Source organism: Streptomyces sp. BK239 (assembly GCF_004217285.1).
In the GTDB taxonomy this organism is placed as follows: Bacteria; Actinomycetota; Actinomycetes; order Streptomycetales; family Streptomycetaceae; genus Streptomyces.
The window spans coordinates 103,832-120,031 of record NZ_SHKS01000006.1; the positions used below are offsets into that span (position 1 = coordinate 103,832).

General features: G+C 71.5%; 15 protein-coding genes and 1 tRNA gene. 6 read left to right on the forward strand and 10 right to left on the reverse strand.

What is annotated here, in order from left to right; translation table 11 throughout:
• The first annotated feature begins 172 nt into the window (after positions 1 to 172).
• Positions 173 to 245: transfer RNA gene (locus EV567_RS19755), tRNA-Thr, on the forward strand.
• 55 nt (positions 246 to 300) lie between these two features.
• On the opposite strand, the gene EV567_RS19760 is transcribed toward EV567_RS19755, so the two are convergent.
• The 3 genes from EV567_RS19760 to EV567_RS19770 form a co-directional block, all read right to left on the reverse strand.
• On the reverse strand, positions 301 to 1,209 hold the full coding sequence (locus EV567_RS19760) for an aminoglycoside phosphotransferase family protein (RefSeq protein ID WP_130441929.1): 909 nt from the start codon (positions 1,207 to 1,209) through the stop codon (positions 301 to 303).
• Positions 1,210 to 1,284: 75 nt separating this feature from the next.
• On the reverse strand, positions 1,285 to 2,820 hold the full coding sequence (locus tag EV567_RS19765; protein WP_242620908.1) for an MFS transporter: 1,536 nt from the start codon (positions 2,818 to 2,820) through the stop codon (positions 1,285 to 1,287).
• Between the two features lie 75 nt (positions 2,821 to 2,895).
• Positions 2,896 to 4,077 carry an NAD(P)-binding protein gene (locus EV567_RS19770; protein ID WP_130441931.1) on the reverse strand — a complete coding sequence of 394 codons (1,182 nt, stop codon included), beginning with the start codon at positions 4,075 to 4,077 and terminating at the stop codon, positions 2,896 to 2,898.
• A gap of 124 nt (positions 4,078 to 4,201) precedes the next feature.
• Here EV567_RS19770 and EV567_RS19775 point away from each other — a divergent pair, with 124 nt between their 5' ends.
• Positions 4,202 to 4,909 carry a pentapeptide repeat-containing protein gene (locus EV567_RS19775; RefSeq protein WP_130441933.1) on the forward strand — a complete coding sequence of 236 codons (708 nt, stop codon included), beginning with the start codon at positions 4,202 to 4,204 and terminating at the stop codon, positions 4,907 to 4,909.
• Between the two features lie 12 nt (positions 4,910 to 4,921).
• Here the strand turns inward: EV567_RS19775 and EV567_RS19780 are convergent, their stop codons facing one another.
• Positions 4,922 to 5,422, reverse strand: coding sequence for a hypothetical protein (locus tag EV567_RS19780; RefSeq protein ID WP_130441935.1), 501 nt, complete (start codon positions 5,420 to 5,422; stop codon positions 4,922 to 4,924).
• A gap of 70 nt (positions 5,423 to 5,492) precedes the next feature.
• Here EV567_RS19780 and EV567_RS19785 point away from each other — a divergent pair, with 70 nt between their 5' ends.
• Positions 5,493 to 6,908 carry a M1 family metallopeptidase gene (locus EV567_RS19785; RefSeq protein ID WP_130441937.1) on the forward strand — a complete coding sequence of 472 codons (1,416 nt, stop codon included), beginning with the start codon at positions 5,493 to 5,495 and terminating at the stop codon, positions 6,906 to 6,908.
• A gap of 133 nt (positions 6,909 to 7,041) precedes the next feature.
• On the opposite strand, the gene EV567_RS19790 is transcribed toward EV567_RS19785, so the two are convergent.
• Positions 7,042 to 7,617 carry a TerD family protein gene (locus EV567_RS19790; protein ID WP_130441939.1) on the reverse strand — a complete coding sequence of 192 codons (576 nt, stop codon included), beginning with the start codon at positions 7,615 to 7,617 and terminating at the stop codon, positions 7,042 to 7,044.
• A 309-nt stretch (positions 7,618 to 7,926) separates the two neighbouring features.
• Between EV567_RS19790 and arfB the strand changes: the two genes are divergently transcribed.
• Positions 7,927 to 8,301, forward strand: coding sequence for an alternative ribosome rescue aminoacyl-tRNA hydrolase ArfB (gene arfB / locus EV567_RS19795; protein ID WP_242620909.1), 375 nt, complete (start codon positions 7,927 to 7,929; stop codon positions 8,299 to 8,301).
• 66 nt (positions 8,302 to 8,367) lie between these two features.
• Here arfB and EV567_RS19800 read toward each other — a convergent pair whose 3' ends face one another.
• Positions 8,368 to 8,871, reverse strand: a complete 504-nt coding sequence (locus EV567_RS19800) for a GNAT family N-acetyltransferase (RefSeq protein ID WP_130441943.1) — start codon at positions 8,869 to 8,871, stop codon at positions 8,368 to 8,370.
• A gap of 57 nt (positions 8,872 to 8,928) precedes the next feature.
• Entirely contained in the window at positions 8,929 to 9,447 is a 519-nt protein-coding gene (locus tag EV567_RS19805; protein ID WP_165430443.1) for a flavin reductase family protein, read from the reverse strand.
• Positions 9,448 to 9,927: 480 nt separating this feature from the next.
• On the opposite strand from EV567_RS19805, the gene cdgB reads away from it, so the two are divergent.
• Both cdgB and EV567_RS19815 read left to right on the forward strand, forming a co-directional pair.
• Complete coding sequence (gene cdgB / locus EV567_RS19810; protein WP_130441945.1) at positions 9,928 to 11,631, forward strand: diguanylate cyclase CdgB; 1,704 nt, start codon at positions 9,928 to 9,930, stop codon at positions 11,629 to 11,631.
• Positions 11,632 to 11,804: 173 nt separating this feature from the next.
• Positions 11,805 to 12,761, forward strand: a complete 957-nt coding sequence (locus EV567_RS19815; protein WP_130441947.1) for a carbohydrate-binding protein — start codon at positions 11,805 to 11,807, stop codon at positions 12,759 to 12,761.
• Positions 12,762 to 12,764: 3 nt separating this feature from the next.
• Here EV567_RS19815 and EV567_RS19820 read toward each other — a convergent pair whose 3' ends face one another.
• From EV567_RS19820 to EV567_RS19830, 3 genes are all read right to left on the reverse strand, one after another.
• Positions 12,765 to 13,685: a 1-phosphofructokinase family hexose kinase gene (locus tag EV567_RS19820; protein ID WP_130441949.1), complete on the reverse strand. Its 921-nt coding sequence runs from the start codon at positions 13,683 to 13,685 to the stop codon at positions 12,765 to 12,767.
• Positions 13,686 to 13,858: 173 nt separating this feature from the next.
• Positions 13,859 to 15,091, reverse strand: coding sequence for an N-acetylglucosamine-6-phosphate deacetylase (nagA, locus tag EV567_RS19825; RefSeq protein ID WP_407071604.1), 1,233 nt, complete (start codon positions 15,089 to 15,091; stop codon positions 13,859 to 13,861).
• Positions 15,091 to 16,032 carry an ROK family protein gene (locus EV567_RS19830; RefSeq protein WP_130441951.1) on the reverse strand — a complete coding sequence of 314 codons (942 nt, stop codon included), beginning with the start codon at positions 16,030 to 16,032 and terminating at the stop codon, positions 15,091 to 15,093. The genes nagA and EV567_RS19830 overlap by 1 nt, the downstream gene beginning before the upstream one ends.
• Positions 16,033 to 16,200 lie beyond the last annotated feature (168 nt).

Consider the following 16,200-nt stretch of genomic DNA (forward strand, 5'->3'; position numbering starts at 1 on the left):
CGGACACCGCCGCCCTGTCAGCACCTGCGGGCCTGTGAACTTCACGGAAATTTTCGAGGGCGTCCGGCTCCGGACCCCCGGGCCGTTCTCCGGGACGGCAACTCCGTGGCTGGGTGAAGCGGCGCCTGTGTAAAGTGGTCCCGCCTTCGCGTGCGGCCTTGTAGCGCGTGATGCCGCCTTAGCTCAGTTGGCAGAGCAGCGTACTTGTAATGCGCAGGTCGTCGGTTCGATTCCGACAGGCGGCTCAGCAGCCCAGGTCAAGCAGTGTTTGGCCTGGGCTTCTCCATGTGTGCGGCGTGGTCATGGCCGCCTTCCCGGGCCTGCGCGGTCGTCGCCGAGGCGGTGGGCGATCTCCAGGTCCTGTGCGGAGGGGCGGTCGCCGTTCTCGATGTCCCAGAGGGCGTTCTGGAGGAGGCGGGCCAGGATCCAGGCGCGGGCCCGGGCGCGGTCCAGGGACAGGACGTCGGTCATCGCGTCGAAGCGCCAGCGGACGTCGGCCGGGTCGAAGCGGTTGGCGAGGGCGGGCCAGAGGTCGAAGCCGGGGTCACCCGCGAGGGGTTTGGGGTCGATGGCGAGCCAGGGGGCGCGGTCGGCGGCGAGGACGTTTCCGTCGTGGAGGTCCCAGTGGAGGAGCCGGTCGCCGGGTTCGTCGGCGACCTCCCGCAGTGCGGCGGCGCAGTCGGCGAGCTGTCGGCGGGCGGTGGGGTCCTCGACGCGGGTCAGGGCGTGCGGGGTGCGTTCCAGCATGCGGGCCGCGATGTCGCCGAGGCGGCGCATGCCGGCGGGTGCGGGGGCGGCGGTCAGTTCGGCCAGTAGCCGGGCGATGACGAGGACCGCTTCGTGGGGGTCGGGGACGTGGGTCAGCATGCGGGCGGGGTCGAGGCGTTCGAGGAGCAGGGCGCCGGTGGGTTCGTCGTGCCGCAGGAGTCGTACGGCACGTTGGCCGGCCCAGGTTCTCAGGGCGACGGGTTCGCCTGCGCTCTCGTCGTCGACCGGTTGGAGTTTGAGGGCGGCGTGGGCGCCGTCGGTGGTGGAGGCGACGGGCAGGACCAGGGCGCATCGGCCGTGCATGGGGGTGCCGTCGAGGCGTAGGTTCCAGCGTTCGAGGAAGTGCGCGGCGAGTGCGGGCAGTGCGGCGATGAAGGCTCGTCCCGCCTCGCCGTTGGCTTTGGCCTGTGATGTCGCCAGTGCGTCGGGAACGTCGATCATTCCTGGGACGGTAGGGCGGAGCGGGTGCCGTATCACGCGGTTTTCCCGCGGTTTCCGGCTGGGGCGGGGGTGGTTTCAGGTGATTGATTCGGGCAGGGCCGGTTGTTCGGTCGGGACGTGGTGGCGGGTGGGTCTGCCGGTGACCATCAGGCCCGCCACGAGGGCGGCGGTGAGCATGATGGCGGCGGCGCACCAGATGGCGACGGTGTAGCCGTGCACGGTGGCCTCCGCGGCGATGCGTGCTCGGTCGGCGTGGTCGGTGAGGTGGGCGCCGGCGTACGCGGTGGCGCTGGTGGTGGCGATGGTGTTGAGCAGTGTGGTGCCGATCGAGCCTCCTACTTGTTGTGAGGTGTTGACGGTGGCCGATGTGACTCCGGCGTCTTGGGGGTCGACGCCGGCGGTGGCTGTGGAGAAGACGGGCATGAAGGTGAGGCCCATGCCGAGGCCCATGAGGACGAGTGCGGGGAGGATCTGGGTGGCGTAGACGCTGTCCACGGTCATGCGGGTGAGGACGAGCATGCCGCCGGCCGCGAGGGTCATGCCGGGTGCCATGAGCATGCGGGGTGGGACGCGGTTGATGAGCCGGGCGGAGATCTGGGTGGAGCCGGTGACGATGGAGGCGGTGAGGGGGAGGAACGCGAGTCCTGTTTGCAGGGGGGAGTACTCCAGGACCACTTGGAGGTAGTAGGTCATGAAGAGGAACATGCCGAACATGCCTACGACGGCGAGGGCCATGGTGAGGAAGCAGCCGGCGCGGTTGCGGTCCCGGACGATGTGCAGGGGCAGCAGGGGTACCGGTGCGCGGGTCTGCCACCAGACGAACACCGTCAGGAGTGTGATCCCGGTGGCGAGGAGGGTGGGCACGAGGGGGTCGCTCCAGCCGCGTGGCTGGGCCTCGCTGACGGCGTAGACGATGGAGATGAGGCCGCCGCAGCCGAGCAGGACGCCGGGCACGTCGAGGCGGGCGGCGGTGGGGCCGGGGCGGTCGCGCAGGACGGTGAGGGCGATGCAGACCGCGGCGATGGCGAGGGGGACGTTGACGTAGAGGCACCAGCGCCAGTTCAGGTACTGGGTGAGGAGTCCGCCGACGATGAAGCCGATGGCTGCGCCGCTGGCGGAGAGCGTGCCGTAGGTGCCGAATGCTTTGGCGCGTTCCTCGGGGTCGGTGAAGGTGGTGGTGAGGAGGCTGAGCGCGGAGGGGGCGAGGACGGCGGCGAAGACGCCTTGGAGGGCGCGGGCGGCGAACAGCGTGCCGGGGCCGGTGGCGGCGCCGCCGAAGATCGAGGCGAGCGCGAAGCCGACGAGGCCGAGGACGAAGGTGCGTTTGCGGCCGACGAGGTCGGCGATGCGGCCGCCGAGGAGGAGGAGGCCGCCGAAGGCCAGTGAGTAGGCGGTGATGACCCATTGGCGGTTGCCGTCGGTGATGCCGAGGTCGTGTTGCGCGGAGGGGAGCGCGATGTTCACGATCGTGGCGTCGAGGACGACCATGAGCTGTGCGAGCGCGATGACCACCAGGGCCCACCAGCGGCGGGGGTCCGGGGTGGGCTGGGGGTCGGGCTCGGGGGCGGGGACGGGGGCCGGCGCGGGCTCACCTGCCCTGTGGACGATCACCTGGCCAGAAGATCACGCCCGGGGCGGGGGCGCATGCGGGGCGGGGCCGCTCGGGGGTCTGCCCGTTCGTCGGTCTCATGCGGGTTCGCGTTCGCGGCGGGTGCGGCCGAGGGCGAGGGAGACGGCGGTGAGGGCGCTGGTGAAGGAGACTTCGCAGAGCACGCCGGGTGAGGCCACCTGGTCGCCGGCCAGGTAGACGTCGTCGCCGCGGTCGATGGCGGGGCGGTCGCGCCAGTTCGTGCCGGGTGGGTCGACCGCGCCGGTGCGGCCGGTGGAGATCGCCTCGCGTCGCCAGGTGAGGCGTTCGCGCCAGTCGGGGAAGCCGAGGTCGAGGAGCTGTTCCGCGCGTGCGATGCCGTCGGCTTTGGTTTCGTGCGGGGCGATCGGGATCTGGCCTTGGATCAGTTGCTCACCGGCGGGGGCGAGGGTGCGGTCCTGGGCGGTGAATCGTTCGATCCAGCCGGGTGCGTCGAGGTCGGAGAGGGCGAAGACGTCGCGGGCGGGGGTCCTTCCGGCCGAGTGGGTGCGCAGGGCGAGGTCGATGAGTGCGGTGCGGCCGCTGGGCCAGGTGAGGGAGTCGTCCTTGAGCAGTCGGCGGGCGGCGTCGAGGGAGGTGGCGACGATCACGGGGGTGTCGTCGGGGAGGGTGTCGACGCGGGACTGGGTCTCCAGGCGGACGCCGAGGTTCCAGGCGTGGGTGGCCATGCGGTCGATGAGGGTCGTCCAGCCGCCGCGCGGATAGTGCGCTTCGGGCGGGAGTTTGGTGGCGCGGCGCAGGCGCTCGTGGACGAAGGCGGCGGACAGGGCGCCGGGGTCGTGGTGGAAGAGGGCGACGGCGCTGTAGTGGGCGGCGGCGCGGGCGCCGTCCTCGCCGGCCAGCTCGGTCGCCCAGGTGAGGAAGTCGGTGTCCACGGGTGCGTGGTGGCGGGCGGCGCGGTGCAGGAGTCTCAGCATCGCGAGGGGCGGGGTGCGGCGGAGGGCGCCGTGGTGGCGGAGGCGGAGGCGGGTGGCTTCCAGGGGCGGCAGGGGTGCGAGGGGCCCGATGAGGTCGCGTCGGGCGAGCCAGGTCCAGTGGGGGCCGCCGTTGTAGAGGGCGTGCGGGCCTTCGTTCGTCCGGTAGCGGCCGTCTGTGGTCCTGGCTCGCCCGCCGAGGGTGTGGTGGGCTTCGTGGAGGGTGACTTCGGCGCCCGCCTCCGCGGCGGCGATGGCGGCGGTGAGGCCGGCGAGGCCGCCGCCGATGACGGTGATGCGGTGCACGGGCTCTCCTTCGGTCGGTGTGCTGGGGTCTTGTGGATACGACCGGTTCGGGGCCCTGGTTTGTGACATCCCGGTGTCTGTGCTGGTCGGGGGGTTTGTCAGTGGTGGGGTGCAGGATGGGGGCATGGCGAGGACAGGTGTCGGCGGGGCCGGTGCGGGGCGTGCGGCCGGCGGGAGCGTGGTGAAGGGTGCTCGGCGGCCGGAGGTGCGGTTGCCGGCGTCGTTGGAGCCGTACGGGGGAGGGGAGGTGGAGCCTGACGGGGATTACGACGGGTTGGAGTTCGTGGGGGCGGATCTCGCGCGGCAGGACGGCGCGGGGGCGCGTTTCATGGACTGCGCGCTGAGAGAGTGCGCGTTGGACGGGACGCGGCTGCATCACGCCCGCTTCCTCGATTCGGTGCTCACCGGGGTGCGGGGCGTGGGCACGGAGCTGGCCGATGCGACGCTGCGGGATGTCGAGGTCGTCGACGCGCGGCTGGGTGGCGTCCAGTTGCACGGGGCGGTTCTGGAGCGGGTGTCGGTGCGCGGCGGCAAGATCGACTTTCTGAATCTGCGGCAGGCGCGGTTGCGGGATGTGGTGTTCGAGGGCTGTGTGCTGGTGGAGCCTGATTTCGGAGGTGCGCGGCTGGAGCGGGTGGAGTTCGTGGACTGTGCGCTGAAGGCCGCTGATTTCACCGCCGCGGTCCTGAAGGACGTGGACTTCCGGGGTGCGGCGGAGCTGGGTCTCGCGGGCGGTCTGGACCGTCTGTCGGGCGCGGTGATCAGTGCGGCCCAACTGCTGGATCTGGCACCTGCGCTGGCTGCGGAGCTGGGGATCAGGGTGGAGGGCTGAGGCGGGGCGGGGTCAGCTGATACGGGGGAAGCGTGCCTGGAGGGTCCAGATCGCGGGGTTGTCGGCGAGGTCCTCGTGGAGGTCGGCGAGGTCGGCGATCAGGTCGTGCAGGAAGTCACGGGCCTCACGCCGGAGTTCGGAGTGGGAGAAGGTCAGCGGCGGTTCTTCAGCCGGCATCCAGTCGGCTTCGATGTCCACCCATCCGAAGCGGCGTTCGAAGAGCATGCGGTCCGTGGATTCGGTGAAGTCCAGCTCCGCGTGCTGGGGGCGGGAGGCGCGGGAGCCCGCCGGGTCGCGGTCGAGGTGTTCGGCGATGTCGCACAGCGCCCACGCGAAGTCCAGTACGGGCACCCATCCCCAGGCTGTGGACAGCTCGCGGTCCGCCTTGGTGTCGGCGAGGTAGACGTCTCCGCAGAACAGGTCGTGCCGCAGTGCCCGGACGTCCGCGCGGCGGTAGTCGGTCTGCGGGGGGTCGGGGAACCGGTTGGAGAGGGCGTAGCCGATGTCGAGCACGTAGGCGATGGTGTCATGAGGTGGGTGCGATCAGGTGTCCGGTCGAACGGCTGCGCATAGGATCGCCGGCATGTACCGAACTGTGCGGCTTGTCCGGGCCGCTGCCGCGGGGGTTGTCGTTCCGGTGCTCGCGTTATGTCTGGGGGCGTGTGACGGAGGGGAACGGGGCGATGCCGAGGGTTCTTCGGGGGTGGGGGACCCGTACTTCCCGAAGGCCGGCAACGGTGGTTACGACGTCACGCACTACGCCTTGGACCTGGCCTACGATCCGGCCACGCGTCGGCTGTCCGGCACCGCCCGGATCACGGCCCGGGCCACCCGGGCGCTGGACGGGTTTCACCTCGATCTGAAGGGGCTGGAGGTCGAGGGGGTCACGGTCGAGGGCAAGGAGGCGTCCTTCGACCATGAGGGCCAGGAGTTGATCGTCCGCCCGCCCGCCCGGCTGGCGGAGGGCGCGATGTTCGAGACGTCCGTGCGCTACGGGGGGCGTCCGGCTGTGATCACCGATCCCGACGGTTCGGAGGAGGGCTGGCTGCGCACGGCCGACGGCGCCTTGGCGTTGGGCGAGCCGACCGGCTCCATGGCGTGGTTCCCGGGCAATCACCACCCTTCCGACAAGGCGTCGTACGACATCACGGTGAGCGTGCCCGAGGGGCTCACCGCCGTCTCCAACGGTGAGTTGCGGGGTGAGCGGACCGCCGGTGGGCGTACCGCCTTCTCCTGGCACACCGCGGAGCCGATGGCGAGCTATCTGGCCACGGTCGCCGTCGGCCGGTACGACATCAGCCGGCCCGCTGCCGGGGACGGGCCGCCCCTGTACGTCGCCGTGGACTCGACCCAGGCCGCCCGTGGTCGTGAGGCGCTCGCCCGGTTGCCGGAGGTGCTGGAGTGGGCGGCGTTCAACTTCGGGCCGTATCCCTTCTCCTCCGCCGGTGCGATCGTCGACCGCCCGGACGACGTCAAGTACGCCCTGGAGACGCAGAACCGTCCTGTGTTCCCCGGCCCGCCCGATGCCTCGCTGCTCGTCCATGAGATCGCCCATCAGTGGTTCGGTGACTCCGTGACGCCGCGGACCTGGCGTGACATGTGGCTCAACGAGGGGTTCGCCACCTACGCGCAGTGGCTGTGGACGGAGGACGAGGGCGGCCCCACCGCCGAGCAGACCTTTCAGGAGCTGTACGACGAGGGCGAGGAGTCGTTCGAGGATTTGTGGTCCTTCCCGCCGGCGGTGCCGCCTGGCGCCGAGGACATCTCGGCGCAGGGGCCCGTCTATCAGCGTGGCGCGATGGTGATCCACAAGATCCGGCAGACCGTGGGCGACGACGCCTTCTTCGATCTGGTCCAGGGCTGGACCGCCGCCCACCGTCACGGCAACGCCACGACGGAGCAGTTCACGGCCTTCGTGGAGAAGCAGGCGCCGGACAAGGACTTCCGCCCCGTCTGGCGGGACTGGCTGTACGGGGAGGGCAAGCCGGAGCGGGCGTGACGGGGTCTCGCCCTTCGGGAGACGCGGGGGTGGCTTCCGCCGGGCACGCCGGAGCCCCCGGCTTTTCGGCCGGGGGCTCCGCGAGACGTGATGCTCGCTCAGGCGTGGCACCGGGGTGCCGCAGGGGTGCGGGTCAGACGTTGACGCCGAAGTCCTGGGCGATGCCGACCAGGCCCGAGGCGTAGCCCTGGCCGACCGCGCGGAACTTCCACTCCGCGCCGTTGCGGTACAGCTCGCCGAAGACCATGGCCGTCTCGGTGGCCGCGTCCTCCGACAGGTCGTAGCGGGCGACTTCCGCGCCGCCGGCCTGGTTGACGATGCGGATGTAGGCGTTGCGGACCTGGCCGAAGTTCTGCGAGCGGTTCTCCGCGTCGTAGATGGAGACCGGGAAGACGATCTTGTCGATGTCGGCGGGGAGGGCCGCCAGGTTGACGTTGATCGCCTCGTCGTCGCCCGCGCCTTCGCCGGTGCGGTTGTCACCGGTGTGGACGATGGAGTTGTCGGGGGTCTGCTTGTTGTTGAAGAAGACGAAGTGGGCGTCCGAGTAGACCTTGCCCTGGGGGTTGACCGCGATCGCGGAGGCGTCGAGGTCGAAGTCCGTGCCGGTGGTGGTGCGGACGTCCCAGCCGAGGCCCACGGTGACGGCGGTCAGGCCCGGAGCCTCCTTGGTGAGCGAGACGTTGCCACCCTTGGACAGGCTTACAGCCATGGGAGTCCTTTCCCTCGTTGCGTAGAGGCTTCGTGCGCCACGAAGCTACAGCTACCCCTATGAACGCCGTGCGGGATGTCCAAGGTTCCCGTGTCTTTGCTTTCTTTACCGACGGTTCCGCCGACGGTCACACGGACGGCCGCACGGGCGGCCCGCGGCCCTCGGGAACCCAGTCGGATATTCGGGTGACGTGGACGGGTCACAGCCGGGAACATGGACGTCATGTCCGGTTCCTCTCGGGGGCCTGGGGGTCCGACCCCCGGGCGACACATCATCCGCGGCTCCGTCTCACTGCCCGAGGCCGAGCTCATGTGGCGTTTCTCGCGGTCGTCGGGGCCGGGTGGCCAGCACGTCAACACCAGCGACTCGCAGGTGGAGCTGCGCTTCGACCTCGCGTCGACCGAGGCGCTGCCCGAGGTGTGGAAGGCGCGGGCCCTGGAGCGGCTGGCCGGTCGGCTCGTCGACGGGGTCGTCAGCGTCCGCTCCTCCGAGCACCGCTCGCAGTGGCGCAACCGCGAGGCCGCCCTGGTGCGCCTCACCGCCCTGCTCGCCGAGGCGACCGCGCCCCCGCCGAAGCCGCGCCGCCCGACCCGCATCCCGCGGGGCATCAACGAGCGCCGGCTGCGGGAGAAGAAGCAGCGTTCTGAGACCAAGCGCGGCAGGACCAGCCGAGACTGGTCCTGACCTGACCTGACCTGGCCTGGCCTGACGTGGGCGCAGCCGCGAAGGCTCCAGCCCGTGCGCCCGCTGTCAGCCCAGTTCCAGCACACCCACCGTCTCCCCCTCGCTCTTCTCGCCCGTGTCCTTGAAGCCCAGGTTCTGGTAGAAGCGCTCGGGGCCGTGCGGGCCGGGGTGCCAGGTGACGTACAACCGGCGTCCGCCACGGCGGCGGATCTCGGCGGCGACGGACTCGACGGCGAAGCGGCCGTACCCGCGGCCCTGTTCGGTAGCGGCGATGTTCAGCCGCCACAGGCCGGAGCGGATCAGGCTGCCGCCGTCCTGCTTCCAGTCGATGTCGAAGAAGGCCATCAGGAAGCCGACGGGCCGGCCGGCGTCGACGATCAGGCGGGGCCAGGCGACGTCCTGGTACACGTAGGCCTCGGCTAGGGACTTCGCGACGGGGGACACCGCGAATTCCTGCTCGGGGCGGACCTGAATGGCGAGCGCGGCTTCCACATTCGCGCGGGTGATTTCCTCGAGTGTGAGGGAAGACCCGGAAGGAGAAGGCGCGGCGGGGGTGGCGGAGGTCGTCATCCGGGCACGTTAAGGCGGCGATCCGCGGCGGGCCACTGAATTACCGTTCAGTCCGGGTCAGCCCAACTGCCGGTAACGGCCCTTGAAATAGAGCAGCGGGCCGCCTTCGGCGCTCGGCACGCGCGCGCTCAGCACGCGTCCGATCACCAGGGTGTGGTCGCCCGCCGTCACCCGCTGCTCGGTGCGGCATTCCAGGGTGGACAGCGCGCCGCCCACCAGGGGCGCGCCGGTGGCCTCGCCGGTCACGTACGGGATGTCCTCGAAGAGGAGGCGGTCGCTGAGGCGTCCCTTCATGGCGAAGCGGCCGGCGATGTGCCGCTGGCTCTCCGCGAGGACGGACACCGCCCACAGGGGCTGTTCGTCGAGCACGTCGTCCATGCGGGAGCCCGTGCGCAGGCTGACCAGGACCAGTGGGGGGTCCAAGGAGACGGACAGGAAGGCGGTGGCCGTCATGCCGGCGTACTCGCCCTGCGGCGCCAGCGGGTCGTCCGGGTCCAGCGGCGGCTCCTGCGCGGTCACCAGGACGACCCCGCCGGCGAGCCGGGACAGGGCGGTGCGGAACTCGTCGTCGCTCACCCCCACAGCATGCCCGGCGGCCGGCGGGGCGGCCGGGACGGGGTGGGGCGGGAGCAGTTCGGGGGGCATGGGGGAAGGCACGTTCCGCACGCTAGTGTCCGCCGGGGCCGTCCCGCATCGGACCTCCGTCCGAGAGGGGTCGTAGGTCCGGGGACCGATTCCCGTAGGCTCTGCGGCACACTGCGTCATGCGCGCAGGAATGACACAGGAAAAACGCAGAATCATCACTCAAATGTTCACGTTCTTATGTGACTTGAGTCACAAGAGGCGTGAATTGTTGACCCTGTGTACCGAGTGGGGAGCGCGCTGTGATTCAGTGGCGGAGGCGTTACTGAAGACAGGCACAACGTCGACACAGCGCGACACACAGGGGACACGTGTCACGCGCGGATCGAAACAGAAACGACAGCGTCGACAGCAACGACGTCACGCCGAAGACAACCCTTGATTCGCTGCGAAGTCTCGGGGGGAGGGCGAAGCATGGAGACCGAGTCGGAGCCGTATGTCCGCCTTGCGTCCCTGCGACAGCTGCACCAGGTCATGGCCGACATGAACACGGCACGGAGCATGGCCGACACACTGCAGACCGTCGCCGACGGCGTGGTCACCGCACTGGGCTACGAGCTGGCGTGCGTGAACCTCGTGCGCCCCGACGGCGACCTGGTCGTCGCCGCCTTCTCCGGCAACCCCGCCGCCGAGGCCCTCATCACCGGCCGGGTCGGCTCGCGCGAGTCCTGGGAACGCCGCCTGACCATGGGCGAGACCTGGGGAGACCTGGTCTTCATACCCCACACCGAGGGCTGGATCCTCGACGACGACGACGTCCCGCAGTGGTACACCGACGGCCCCGAGCCGCGCTTCGAGGACGAGTGGCACCCCTCCGACCGGCTCTTCGCGCCGATGTACACGCCCGCCGCGCCCGGCGGCGGCTCCTGCGGCGAACTGATCGGCGTGCTCTCCGTGGACCGGCCGCGCAACGGCCGCCGGCCCGGCGCCTGGGGCCGCGAAGCGCTCCAGATGTACGCGTTCCAGGCGGCGATAGCCCTCAGCAACGCACGTCTACGCGCGAATATGCAGCGGGCGCTGGTCAGGCTCGGTCGCGAGCAGCAGGCGCTGCGCGCCAGTGAGGAATCCTTCCGCCAGGCCTTCGAGTACGCCCCCTCCGGCATGGCCATCGCCGAGATGGGCGGCGACCAGCACGGGCGGATCCTGCGCACCAACGACGCCCTGTGCCGGCTGCTGGGCCGCCCCGCCTCCGCGATGCGCCGCTACTCCTTCTCCGACCTCGTCCACCCCGAGGACATAGGCACCCTGCTGCGCACCTCCGCCGAGGGCGGCCGCGCCGAACTGCGCCTCGGCCGCCGTGACGGCACGTACGTGTGGGTGTCGCTGCGCAACTCCGTGGTCGCCGACGCCGCCGACGGGCCCCGCTTCCTCCTCACCCACGTCGAGGACATAGAGGAGCGCAAGCGCCGCGAGCTCCAGCTCGCCCACCGCGCCTCCCACGACTCCCTCACCGGCCTGCCGAACTCCGCCGAGCTGCGCTCCCGCCTCTCCGCCCGGCTCTGCCGGCGCCCCCAGTCCGCCCACCCCGCCGCCCTCGACGCCATGGAAGCCCTGTCCACGACGGACGCCGTGGACACCGTGGAGAGCGCCTACGGCCACCCCGCCTTCGACGCCCAGGACCACGGTTTCGACTACCGGCCGGCCGGCGCCGAGGCGTACGACGCCTACGACCACCACGTGCACACCGTCGCTCCCGAGGAAAGCGCCCGCGACGACGGCTCCAAGGGCCTCGCGGTGCTCTTCTGCGACCTCGACGGCTTCAAGTCGATCAACGACCGGTTCGGGCACAACGCCGGCGACGCGGTCCTCATCGAGGTCGCCCGGCGGCTTTCGGGCGGGGTCCGCGACGGCGACACCGTCGCCCGGCTCGGCGGCGACGAGTTCGTGATACTGGCCGACGGACTCGGCCGGGCCGACGCCCAGGACCTCGCCGTACGCCTGCGCAACGAGATCATCCAGCCGATCCGCGCCGAGGGCCGCGCCGTCCGCGTCGGCGCGAGCTTCGGCATCGGCTGGGCGCACTGCGGGATGACCGCCGACGAGGTCCTGAAGTCGGCCGACGAACGCATGTACGTCGAGAAACGATCTCGTCCCAAACAGCACAGACGCGCGGGCTGACACCCAGGTCAGCGGACCGGTCGCGGAGTTGATGCGACCCGAGTCACCCGTTTGGGGGTTGGGATGGGGGTAGGCTCGGCTTTCTCCGCACGAATCGGTCCGCGCACCGAACGGAATGAAGAACTCCGCCCGCGGACCGCATCCGCCCCGCACCTGTTGAGGAGAACGAAGGGATGACGCCCGGCAACAACGGCGCGAGCACGCCCGAGGACGACGACCCGTTCGGCTACCTCTACGCCGACGGTCAGGCCAACGGAGCTCAGCCGCCCTCCGGGGGCTACGGTTACCCGAACTCGGTCAGCCGTGTGCGTGCCGTCGGCGAGCGCAAGTACGCCCAGCCGCAGCAGCAGTCGACCGCGCAGTACGGGCAGTCGACGGTGCCGCAGCAGGGCGCTTACGGCCAGCCGAACTCTCACTACGCAGCCCCGGAGACCCTCCCCGGCGGCGGATCCGTGCCCACCGGCAACCGGCAGCCGGCGCCGTCCGGCGGCGGCCGGGGCCGCGGCCCCAACACCAAGGGCCTGCTGATCGGCGCGGTCGCGGTCGTCGCCGCGGTCGTGGTCGGCATCGCGGTGGCCATGTCGAACGGCGACCCCGACGACAACAAGAAGGACGACACCGCGGCCTCTCCCGGCCCCGCGGCGTCCGCGAGCGCCTCACCCAGCCCGTCCGGCAGCGGAGAGCCCTCCCAGGAGGCCGAACTGCCGACGGTCGACGCCAAGGCGCTGCGCCTCGGCGGTGCCGCCGCACTGGCCTCCGACGTCAAGGGCGCGCAGTCCGACGGCGGCACTTACGTGGGCAACCTCAACCAGGTCGGCAACTCCGTCACCTGGACCGTCGACGCCATCCCGTCGGAGGGCGACTACACGCTCTTCACCCGGTTCAACGTGACCGGCGCGGACCAGGAGATGACGCTCACCGTCAACGGCAAGCCCTTCGGCAACAAGGTCAACCTCGGCAACTTCACGCACGCCAAGGAGGGCGACCTCGAGAAGGGCTGGACGACCACCTACACGTGGCCGACGCTCAACAAGGGCACCAACACCTTCACCATCTCCTGTGAGAACGGCGACAAGTGCAACGTGCTGCTCGACCAGTTGTGGCTGAAGAAGGGCCAGGTCACGAAGTAGCGGTCAGGCCGCGTTGACCTCGCCGGTCACCGCGACCCGGCCGAGCAGGTCCTCGTAGGCGGCCGGGTCGAACTCGCAGGCCGCCGGGGCGAGGACCTTCGCCGTGGACAGGGCCACCGCGCGGGCCAGGGTCTCCGGCCAGGGGAGGCGTTCGGCCAGGCCGGACAGCAGTCCGGCGGTGACGAAACCGCCGGCGTCGGTGAGGCCGCCGTGCGGACGGGTGGGCGGTACGGCCCGCCAGTGGCCCTCCGGGGTCGCCGCGACCAGGCCCTCGGGGCCCAGAGAGGCCACCACGGAGCGGGCGCCGCGCCGGCGGGCGTCCCGGGTGGCCCGCAACGGCTCGTGCGAGCCGGTGAGTTCGGCCAGTTCGTCGCGGGTCGGCGCGATCAGATCGGGGCGGGCGGCGACCGCGCGGCGCAGCGGCTCCCCTCCGGTGTCCAGCAGTACGGGAACCCCCGCGGCGCGCGCGAGACGCACCAGGCCCGCGTACGCGCCCACGGGCACTCCCGGCGGCAGGCTTCCGCACAGGGCCACCGCGTCCGCGCCGGCCAGCAGACCCTCGTACGCCTGGAGGAAGGCGGTCCACTCGGCGGGCGTGACGAGGGGGCCGGGTTCGTCGAGGCGGGTGGTGTCGCCGGTGCGGGCGTCGACGACGGCGATCGTGCGGCGGGTGGAGCCGGATATCGGTACGAGCGCGTCGGCGACGCCGGTCAGGCGCTCCCGCACGACCCGGCCGGTGGCGCCGCCCGCGAAACCGGTGACGGTCGCCTCGTGGCCGAGCGCGGCCAGGACGCGCGCCACGTTCAGTCCCCGGCCGCCGGGCCGTTCCGTCACCTGGGTCACCCGGTGCGCGCTGTGCGGGCGCAGCGCCGGGACGCGATACGTGACGTCGAGAGCGGTGTTCAGCGTGACGGTGAGGATCACCTGGTCCGACCTCCCCCGAGGGCCGGCTGTTCGCCGTCCGTTCGCGTGCTGTGACTTGCGGATTCCACTTCCGTGGAAGCCGGTTCTCCGTTTTCCGGAGGCACGATCATGCCAAAGAGACGGCGGCCGGCCCAGTCCCCGGGTCGGCCGCCGTCCGCGGGCGGGCGGACGTTTCAGCCCAGTTGGGGATCGACCACCCAATCCCCCTTGCGCATCACGCCCTTGAGGTCGAAGTTCTCGTCGAGGATGACCAGGTCGGCGTCCTTGCCGGGTTCCAGGGAGCCCACCGTGTCGGCCATGCCGAGCAGCCGGGCCGGGGTGGCCGACAGGGCCGTGACGGCGTCCTCGACCGGGATGCGGTCGACCGTCACCGCCCGTTTGAAGGCGCGGTCCTGGGTGAGGGTGGAGCCGGCGATCGAGCCGCCCTCGACCAGCCGGGCGACGCCGTCGACGACGTCGACCGCGAGCGGTCCGAGGTCGTAGCGGCCGTCGCCGAAGCCGGCGGCGTCCATGGCGTCGGTGATGAACGCCACCCGGTGCGGGCCCGCGTGACGGAACGCCAGCTCCAGTGCGGCCGGGTGCAGGTGGACGCCGTCGTTGATGAGCTCGACGGTGACCCGTTCGTCCGCGAGGAGCGCGGCGATCGGGCCGGGGGAGCGGTGGCCGAGGGCGGGCATCGCGTTGAAGAGGTGGGTGGCGACCGTGGCGCCCGCCTCGATGGCTTCGACGGTCTGCTCGTAGGTGGCGTCGGTGTGGCCGACGGCGGCGATCACTGCGTGGTCCCTCAGCAGCCGTACGGAGTCGATGCCGCCGGGCAGTTCGGTGGCCAGGGTGACCATCTTCGCCTGGCCGCGGGCCGCGTCGACGAGCTTGCGCACCTCGGCCGGGTGGGGGTCGCGCAGCAGCCGTTCGGAGTGCGCGCCCTTGCGGCACGGTGAGATGAACGGGCCCTCGAAGTGGATTCCCGCCAGGTCGCCCTGCTCGGCCAGCTCGGACAGCAGGCCGGCCTGTCGGACCAGGGCGTCCATGTCGTCGGTGACCGTGGAGGCGACGAGGGTGGTGGTGCCGTGCAGGCGGTGGGTGTGGACGGCTTTCAGCACGTCGTCGGCCGGGCCGGAGAAGGATGCTCCGCCGCCGCCGTGGTTGTGGAGGTCGACGAAGCCGGGGATCAGCCAGTGGCCCTTCACGTCGATGAGCTGGGCGTCTGCGGGAGTCGCGGCGGAGATGCGGGTGCCGACGACGGTGACGCTTCCGTCCGGGACCGTGCCGGTGGGCAGCACGACCCGGGCGCCGGTGAGCACCTTCGTGCTTCGGCCGCCCGCGGGCTGCGGCTGCGTCGTGGCTTGTCGTGCCCCGCGGCGGAGCCGCATGTCGGCGCTGTCCCGCGCCCCCAGGGGGGTGACCATCAGGGCGTTACCTCCGTGGCGTCGGTTGTTTCGAGGAGATCCCAGGCCAGGAGTCCCGCTCCCAGGCAGCCGGCCGTGTCGCCCAGGGCCGCGGGGACGATCCGCGGCGGTTTCTGGAAGGTGAGCCGCCGCCGGACGGCGTCCCTCAGTGGTGTGAACAAGGTTTCCCCCGACTCCGCGAGGCCGCCACCGATGACGAGCATGTGGGGGTCCAGCAGGGTGAGCGCGGTGACCAGGCCGTCGGCCAGGGCGTCCACGGCGTCCTGCCAGACCCGGACGGCGTTCGGGTCGCCGGCCGTGACGGCCTTCGCGCAGTGGGCCGCGTCCGCCTCCGGGTTCCCGCAGGCGACGGCCCATGCCTCGCCGACCGCCGCGGCGGACGCGTACCGCTCCAGGCAGCCGCGCTGCCCGCAGGGGCACGGGGTTCCGCCGGGCCGTACGACGACGTGCCCGATCTCGCCCGCGAAGCCGTGTGCGCCGGCCTCGACCCGGCCGTCGAGGCCGATGGCGCCGGCGATGCCGGTGCCCAGCGCCACGAACAGGAAGCGGTCGGCGTCCCGGCCCGCGCCGAGGCGGCCCTCGGCGAGCCCGCCGGTGCGTACGTCGTGGCCGAGGGCGACCGGGACGCCCAGGTCGGCGGCGATCAGTTCGCGGAGCGGGACGTCGCGCCAGCCGAGGTTGGCGGCGTAGACGGCGGTGCCGCGGGCCTCGTCGACGATGCCGGGGACGACGACGCCGGCCGCGGCCGCGGGTTCGCCGAGGTGCTCGGCGCCGTGGGCGCGCAGTGCGGCGGCGAAGTCGCGGACGCCGGCGACGACGGCGTCGGGTCCGCGTTCGCGGCCGGTGGCTCGGCGGGCGCGGTGCAGCAGCGTGCCCGCCGAGCCGACCAGGGCGGCCTTCATCCCGGTGCCGCCCACGTCGAGGGCGATGACATGTCTCACGGGGAACAGTGTGGACCGACGGCCCTCAAGAGGTCTAGTCCACTATGGAGTAGACCTCTGGAGTAGACCTCGGTCCGGATAGCGGTTTAATTGGTCGGAACATTCATTCGACGATGTCGACCGTCCGGTGCTCACCGGCCGGTCGCCGGCCGGAGCCCCTGAGCGGCG